The organism is Streptomyces sp. SLBN-8D4 (genome assembly GCF_049739545.1).
Lineage (GTDB): Bacteria > Actinomycetota > Actinomycetes > Streptomycetales > Streptomycetaceae > Streptomyces > Streptomyces canus_C.
Genome location: NZ_JBMGQC010000001.1, coordinates 1,981,503 through 1,988,203, shown reverse-complemented (window position 1 = coordinate 1,988,203; position 6,701 = coordinate 1,981,503). Strand labels below are relative to the sequence as shown.

Annotated in this window: 8 protein-coding genes; 4 read left to right on the top strand and 4 right to left on the bottom strand. The window is 68.0% G+C overall.

Annotation, left to right across the window (positions count from 1 at the left end):
• The first annotated feature begins 148 nt into the window (after nucleotides 1-148).
• Genes RKD20_RS09145 through RKD20_RS09130 form a run of 4 tightly spaced genes read left to right on the top strand, consistent with a single transcriptional unit; the run spans nucleotide 149 to nucleotide 3,363 of the window.
• Nucleotides 149-1,081 (top strand): ABC transporter ATP-binding protein, encoded by a 933-nt coding sequence (locus tag RKD20_RS09145; protein ID WP_424877275.1) that lies wholly within the window; start codon nucleotides 149-151, stop codon nucleotides 1,079-1,081.
• Nucleotides 1,078-1,809, top strand: coding sequence for a hypothetical protein (locus RKD20_RS09140; protein ID WP_424877274.1), 732 nt, complete (start codon nucleotides 1,078-1,080; stop codon nucleotides 1,807-1,809). The genes RKD20_RS09145 and RKD20_RS09140 overlap by 4 nt, the downstream gene beginning before the upstream one ends.
• Nucleotides 1,754-2,608, top strand: coding sequence for an ABC transporter permease subunit (locus RKD20_RS09135; protein ID WP_424877273.1), 855 nt, complete (start codon nucleotides 1,754-1,756; stop codon nucleotides 2,606-2,608). Before RKD20_RS09140 ends, RKD20_RS09135 begins: the two co-directional genes overlap by 56 nt.
• Nucleotides 2,605-3,363, top strand: coding sequence for an ABC transporter permease (locus tag RKD20_RS09130; protein ID WP_424877272.1), 759 nt, complete (start codon nucleotides 2,605-2,607; stop codon nucleotides 3,361-3,363). The genes RKD20_RS09135 and RKD20_RS09130 overlap by 4 nt, the downstream gene beginning before the upstream one ends.
• 169 nt (nucleotides 3,364-3,532) lie before the next feature.
• Here the strand turns inward: RKD20_RS09130 and RKD20_RS09125 are convergent, their stop codons facing one another.
• The 4 genes from RKD20_RS09125 to RKD20_RS09110 form a co-directional block, all read right to left on the bottom strand.
• Nucleotides 3,533-4,510: an inosamine-phosphate amidinotransferase 1 gene (locus tag RKD20_RS09125; RefSeq protein ID WP_424877271.1), complete on the bottom strand. Its 978-nt coding sequence runs from the start codon at nucleotides 4,508-4,510 to the stop codon at nucleotides 3,533-3,535.
• 555 nt (nucleotides 4,511-5,065) lie between these two features.
• Entirely contained in the window at nucleotides 5,066-5,230 is a 165-nt protein-coding gene (locus RKD20_RS09120; protein WP_424877270.1) for a hypothetical protein, read from the bottom strand.
• Between the two features lie 123 nt (nucleotides 5,231-5,353).
• Nucleotides 5,354-6,013 carry a hypothetical protein gene (locus tag RKD20_RS09115; RefSeq protein WP_424877269.1) on the bottom strand — a complete coding sequence of 220 codons (660 nt, stop codon included), beginning with the start codon at nucleotides 6,011-6,013 and terminating at the stop codon, nucleotides 5,354-5,356.
• Nucleotides 6,010-6,696: an ATP-binding cassette domain-containing protein gene (locus tag RKD20_RS09110; RefSeq protein ID WP_424877268.1), complete on the bottom strand. Its 687-nt coding sequence runs from the start codon at nucleotides 6,694-6,696 to the stop codon at nucleotides 6,010-6,012. The genes RKD20_RS09115 and RKD20_RS09110 overlap by 4 nt, the downstream gene beginning before the upstream one ends.
• Between the last annotated feature and the right edge of the window lie 5 nt (nucleotides 6,697-6,701).

The window sequence follows — 6,701 nt, the reverse complement described above, 5'->3', positions numbered from 1 at the left end:
CCGGCACCCACCGGCCATCCCCCGCAGGAGGGACATCGCCTGGCTCGTACGGGGAACGCCCGAGGGCAGGCGTCCCTCCTCCCAGGGGCGGCGAAGATGGCACTGCCACGTGATGTCCGCCGCGCCGGACGTCCATAGCCTTGCGGGCATGGAAGCAACCATCGAAGTCTCCGGTCTGCGCAAGCGGTTCGGGCACACTGTGGCCCTGGACGGAATGACGTTCAGTGTCCGGCCCGGTCTGGTCACCGGGTTCGTCGGCCCCAACGGGGCCGGGAAGTCCACGACGATGCGGGTGATCCTCGGACTGGACTCGGCCAACGAGGGCACGGCGTTGATCAGCGGGAAGCCGTACCGCAGTCTTCGGCATCCGCTGAGCCACGTGGGTTCACTCCTGGACGCGGCCGCCTTGCATCCCAGCCGGAGCGCTCGCGGCCATCTGCTCTGGCTGGCGCATTCGCAGGGTATGGCCGCGCGGCGCGTGGACGAGGTGCTCGATCTGGTCGGCCTGACGTCGGCGGCGCGGCGGAAGGCCGGCGGTTACTCGCTGGGCATGCGGCAGCGTCTCGGGATCGCCGCAGCGCTGCTGGGCGACCCGGCGACGGTGATGCTCGACGAGCCGTTCAACGGCATGGACCCGGAAGGCATCGTCTGGATCCGCGGCTTCCTGCGGTTGCTGGCCACTCAGGGCCGCGCCGTCCTGGTGTCCAGCCATCTGATGAGCGAGTTGCAGGACACGGCCGATCAGCTGATCGCGGTCGGGCGCGGCAAGGTCATCGCCGACACCAGCGTGGCCGACCTCATCGAGGCGGCGTCCGGGAGTCGGGTCGCCGTGCGCACCACCGAACCGCGGGACACGATGAGGGCGCTCGCCGGGGCCGGGGCCACCGTGGCGGCCATCGGGCGTGACACCGTCACCGTCTCCGGGCTCGCCTCGGATCGCGTCGTGGCGGTACTGAACGCGAGCGCGGTGCCGTTCTCCGAGGTGTCAGCGCACCGAGCGACTCTCGAAGAGGCCTACATGGAACTCACGCGCAACGCGGTCGAGTTCCGCGCCGCGACGCCCACGGAGGCAGCCCTGTGACCGCCACCCTGACTCCCCGTCCAGTCGGCCAACGGGCCGGACGGGACGGGTTCCCGCAGTTGTTGCACGCCGAGTGGACCAAGTTCCGCACGGTCCGCAGCTGGGTGACCGGCACGGCGGTGGCGGCACTGCTGGTGGTGCTGGTCGCGCTGCTCGCGGGGTTCAGCAGCAATCAGAAGGGCTCGCCGTCCGTTCCCGTCGGACCGGGCGGCGAACCGGTCACCGACAGTTACTACCTCGTGCACCAGCCGCTGGCCGGGAACGGCAGTGTCTCCGTTTCCGTCTCGGCGCTCCAGAGCCGTATCCCCAAGGGCCCCGGGGATCTTCGGCCCGGCACTGTGCCGTGGGCGAAGGCCGGACTCGTCATCAAGGAGAACACCCGCCAGGGATCGTCCTACGCGGCGATCATGGTCACCGGCAGCCATGGTGTGCGGATGCAGGACGACTACGTCAACGACACGGCCGGTCTGCCCGGTCCGGTCTCCGCCGAGTCCCCCCGCTGGCTGCGGCTGGACCGCTCTGGCGACACGATCACCGGCTACGCCTCCACCGACGGCACGAAGTGGACGAAGGCGGGCGCCGCGCGGGTGAGCGGGGTCGGATCGACCGTGCAGGTCGGGCTGGTTCGTCGCGTCGCCGCCTGCCGTGGAGGGCCGGGGTACGGTCGGCAGCGTGTCGACAGCCGCCTTCGGGGACCTTCGTTTCCAAGGGGGCTGGACCGGTGGTGAGTGGACCGGTGAGCAGCTGGGAGCCCACTCACCGACCTTCGCAGGCTACCCGGACGACCTGTCGGGTTCGTTCAGCCAGTCCGGCAGCCGGTTCACGGTGACCGGAGCGGGCGACATTGCGCCCGCCGTCCGCGAGGCCCTGCCGACCGGCGGCACCGTCCGGGACATCCTCACCGGCACGTTCGCCGCGCTGATCGCGGTGATCGTCGTGGGAGCGCTGTTCATCACCACGGAATACCGGCACAACATGATCCACCTCACCCTGGCCGCCAGCCCGAGGCGGAGCCGGGTACTGATGGCCAAGGCGATCGTCCTGGGAGCCGTCACCTTCGTCGCCGGGCTGGTCGGAACGGTCCTCGCGATTCCGCTCGGTGAGCGGCTCGCCAAGGCCAAGGGCGTCTACATCTTCCCGGTCTCGTCCTCGACCGAACTGCGAGTGGCGCTCGGGACCGCGGCGCTGCTCGCGACCGCATCGGTCCTCGCCCTGGCCGTCAGCACTGTCTTCCGGCACAGCTCCGGCGCGGTCACGACCGTCATCGTGGCCATCGTGCTGCCCTACATCTTGACCGCGATCCCGTTCATGCCCGAGAGCGCGGCGAACTGGCTGTCCAGAGTGACACCGGCGGCGGCCTTCGCCGTCCAGCAGACCCTTGTGCGGTACGACCAGGTTGCGAGTCATTACACCCCGTACAACGGCTATTACCCGCTGGCGCCATGGGCCGGCTTCGCCGTCCTGGCCGCCTACGCGGTGGCGAGCCTGGCCGTGGCTGCCGTCCTTCTCAACCGGAGGGACGCATGAGACTGGCCCTGCACGCGGAATGGACGAAGATGCGGACCATCGCCAGTCCGCTGTGGCTGCTGCTCGGCACCGTCGCGGCGACGGTGGTCCTGGGCGCCGGAGCGACGTCGGTGGCGAACTGCACGGCCGGCGACTGCGGTGGCGACATGACCAAGCTCAGCCTCATGGGGGTCTACCTGGGCCAGGCACTGGTCGCCATCCTGGCCGTGTTGATCATCAGCGGGGAGTACAGCTCGGGAATGATCCGCACCACCTTGGCGGCGGTGCCGCGTCGGGCGACACTCTTCACGGCCAAGGCCGTGACCCTCACCGGCCTCGTGGCCGTCGGCGGCACGACAGCCGTCCTCGGCTCGGTGCTCGCCGGGCGGCTCATCCTGCCCGACCTCGGCGACCGGGCCCTGTCCCTGTCCGACGGGCCGACGCTGCGCGCGGTTTTCGGGACGGTCCTCTACCTGATCCTGATCGGCCTTCTCAGCCTCGGTGTCGCGACCGCCGTCAGGGACGCCGCCACCAGCATCGGTGTCGTCCTCAGCGTGCTGTACATCATCCCGATCGTCTCCCAGACCATCAGCGATCCGGACTGGCAGCGCCGGCTCGAGAAGATCACGCCGATGAGCGCCGGGCTCGCCATCCAGGCCACCACCGATCTCGGCAGCCTGCCCATCAGCCCGTGGGCCGGTCTCGGCGTGACCGCCGGCTGGGCCGCAGCTGCGCTGCTGACCGGCGGTCTGCTGCTGCGGGGGCGCGATGCCTAGGGCGTCTCTTCCGGATCTTGTCGGCGTCGCCAAGAAGGCGCCGTCGCTCGGAGCCGACCTGATCCGAAAGAAGGGTCCTGCAGGCGACGACCGACCGTCAACGCGTCGCGACGGGACGAACGACGCCTGCCGCGGCACAAGCCGTGCGCGTGCCCACCCGGTGTCGCGCTCAGCTGCAGTAGTCCTCGAGGTCGCCGTCGCGGACGACGTCGAGCGTGACGCAGTGGAACCCGCCCCCGAGGACCCGCGAGTGCCGCAGTGTGTGGGGGAGCACCGTGATGCCCTTCTTCTCCATCGCGGAGATCAGCTCGGGCTGGTCCTTGTCCACGATCGCCACCTCCGGGCTCACCATCAGCAGGTTCATCCCCAGCCAGGGCGCGCTCAGGGGACGCTTCACGATCGTGGGGACGTCACGGATCGGGGGCGACCACAGGACGTCCCAGCCGCGGAAGCAGGCGGGGATCGTGTCCTCCGTCAGCCGCTCGGGGTTCAGCAGCACCAGTCCGGGCCGCAGCAGAGTGATGGTGGTGTCGATGTGTGTGTAGCCGTACACTCCGCGGACCGGGTGGACGCGGAAGTCGCCGAACAGCCGCAGCGTCGACTCCAGCCAGCGCAGGCCGAGTTCGTTGCCGCTGCGGGAGACCTGGTAGATCACGTCCCGGCCGATACGCAGAACGTTCGCTGCGTCGAAGACCGGTTCGCTCTCCCCCAGCAGCGGCAGGCCGTCCTCGTCGAGGGAGAACAGGTCGTCGGCCAGACGTGGTTTGGGCGCGGAGAGCCAGGTCGCGCCGCGCAGCATGTACTCCTGGAAGAGCTCCCGCATCCCGCCGAGCAGCTCGAAGTACCGGGCCCGCATGGGACTGGGTGTCTCGATGATCGCCGAACCGAGGACCATCGTGATGTCGCGGGGGCAGTAGGACAGGTACCCGTCACTCGTCCAGTCCGGCGAAGCGAACACCTTTGTGTGATCTGGCGCGGCGGGCTGGTGCACCGTGACGCCCAGGTTCCGCAGCGTGGAGATCAGTGTCGCCAGGTCCTCGGTGGTCTCCTCGACGACCTGCTTGGGAAATGCGCCCTCGGAGACCTCCCGCAATTCCTTTTCCGACAGCGTCGGGTAGCAGGCGAGCCATGCCGAGACATCATTCATCCGAGGTAGCCGGGCATTCGCCACGTCGCCGACGATCACTTCTCTGAGTCGCGTGAACTCGTCCCACGACTTCACCGGAGGTGGCGTGGCCTCGTCGGCAGGTGCTGGTTCTTGCAGCACGTTCGTCATCGTCTCTCCCATTTACTCATGGCCCGGATATGACAAAAGCAGAAAATGCTCCTGAGCTGGGCAGTAGTGGCGTCAAATTCTCTACTGTGTCCAGGTCCAGGAGCATTCGCAAAGTGCGCGCAGCAGAATGCGGAGATTTTGCAGGCAAGAACATGTGAGTGTTCGTGACGGGTGATCTCCGGGTGTGATGGTCCGTTCGCGGTGTCGCCGTTCATGCCTGGGCAGCAGCGGCTCGATCATCGCCCCTACCCGGTCTGGTCGGGAACGGGGCCCCGGGGGGCGCCCTCCGCCCGTGTGCCGGAGTGTGCAGTTCAACTGGTTAGCTTCCGCAGTCGAACGATACTCTCGGGGTGTCGCCGTCCGGCGGCAGCACCTGGTACAAAGGCGTCACGGCCGGGACAGTGTCGCCGGCCGTGACTGTTGCCTTTAAACGATGACCACCTGGGCTGTGTGTGAGGGCAGGCGGCCCAAGCTTTTTTTCGGACCCTTCTCGGTGTGACCGCCGAACGCGAGCGCCGCGGCGACAATGATCACGACCAGTATCAGAATCGCGATTAACCAGCGTTTAGTGCTGGGTGAAGTCTTGTCCATGCCCGGAAGTGTACCATTGAGAGGGCGAAAATAGAGGGCTTGCATGCCCTCGGAATTCCCGCGCCCGTGTCTGTTCTGCGCTTCTTGTATTGCAGAAATAATCACCCGTCCCGCCCCCGCGCCTCAGTCCCGGCGGTCGGCGATGAAAGCGGTGACGCATACGCTCGCCACCAGCAGGGACAGCGCGACGGCCGCGCACTCCGCCGTCCGGGGAAGCAGGCTCGGGGCTTCCGGCGTGTTGGCGAGGAGGCGGATCAGCCGGTTGATCGGAGGGAGGCCCTGAGAGAAGCTGAAGATCGAGATGAGCCCCAAGGCCGTGATCAGCGAGTGGCCGGTGCGGCGAATGACCAGGCGGGAGACGGGCATACCGATCGCGACGCCGGTGCTCGCGCACGTCAGCTGCGCCAAGACGCCGCCCAGGATGTCGTCAAGGGTGATCGAGTGGTCGCCCATCACCAGCGGCAGGAAGAGAATCAGGCCGGAGACGAGCATGCTTGTGGCCAGGGCCACCAGCATCGTCGCGACGAGCACAGAACGCGATCGACCGGCGTGGACCACGGCGATGACGCGCCGCACCGGGTCCTCGGCGTTGACCAAGGTGACGGTCAGCCATACCGAGGAGACGAAGAGCACCCCCGAGACGGGTCCGTAGATCGCTGCCACCGGTACCGATTCGGAACTTCCGGTGAAGACGACTGCCACGGCGGCGAAGAGCAGCAGCGGGGGAATGTAGCGCTGCGAATGCAGCATCACCGCCGCGGTGTAGCGGAACAGCGCGATCATGAGGCACCGCCGTGGACAGTGGCGTGTGGGGTGTTCACCTGAGCCTGGCCCGCTTCCACCATCGACCATCCATCGTGCAGCGCGGCCAGGATCAGTGCGTCGGCATGTGCGCTGGTGACATGGACCGTCGCGTACACGCCGTCGGTATGCGCGGTGACCACGCCGACGAAAGCGTGCCAGTCGGCGGTGCGGGGAATCCCGTACGCGTTGACCGGCGCCTTGAACACGAGCCGGGTCTCTGTCGGCCGCGCCGCGCGTGTGGAGCCCTCATCGAGCGTCACCTGTCCGCCGGCCACACGGTAGATCCGGGTCGCGTTCGCCTGGACCACCGACTCACGGTGGTCGGTGAACGCGACGGTGCCGCCCGCTCTGGTCGTCTCGCTCATGATCTCAGCCAGGACGCCGTGGGCCGAACTGTCCAACCCGGACCACGGCTCGTCCAGGACGAGCAGATCCGGCGGGATCATCAGCGCCTGTGCCAGGGCGACCTTCTGCGCGTTTCCCTTGGACAACGTGCGCAGAGCTGTGTCGACGCCGCCGACGAGGGCGAGCCGCTCCAGCAGCTCTTCGGCGCGTCGGCTCGCCGCCGCGTTCCGCAGGCCGTCGACACGTCCCATGTGCGTCAGATAGCCGTGCGCTGACATCCGCTCGTCGGGCGGGAACCGGTCGGGTACGTCGTTCACACCGC

What these genes read in the sequence shown, in the direction of transcription:
- RKD20_RS09145 (WP_424877275.1), top strand. Translation starts at nt 149, where the DNA reads ATGGAAGCAACCATCGAAGTCTCCGGTCTGCGCAAGCGGTTCGGGCAC.
- RKD20_RS09125 (WP_424877271.1), bottom strand. Translation starts at nt 4,510, where the DNA reads ATGAATGATGTCTCGGCATGGCTCGCCTGCTACCCGACGCTGTCGGAA.
- RKD20_RS09115 (WP_424877269.1), bottom strand. Translation starts at nt 6,013, where the DNA reads ATGATCGCGCTGTTCCGCTACACCGCGGCGGTGATGCTGCATTCGCAG.
- RKD20_RS09120 (WP_424877270.1), bottom strand. Translation starts at nt 5,230, where the DNA reads ATGGACAAGACTTCACCCAGCACTAAACGCTGGTTAATCGCGATTCTG.
- RKD20_RS09130 (WP_424877272.1), top strand. Translation starts at nt 2,605, where the DNA reads ATGAGACTGGCCCTGCACGCGGAATGGACGAAGATGCGGACCATCGCC.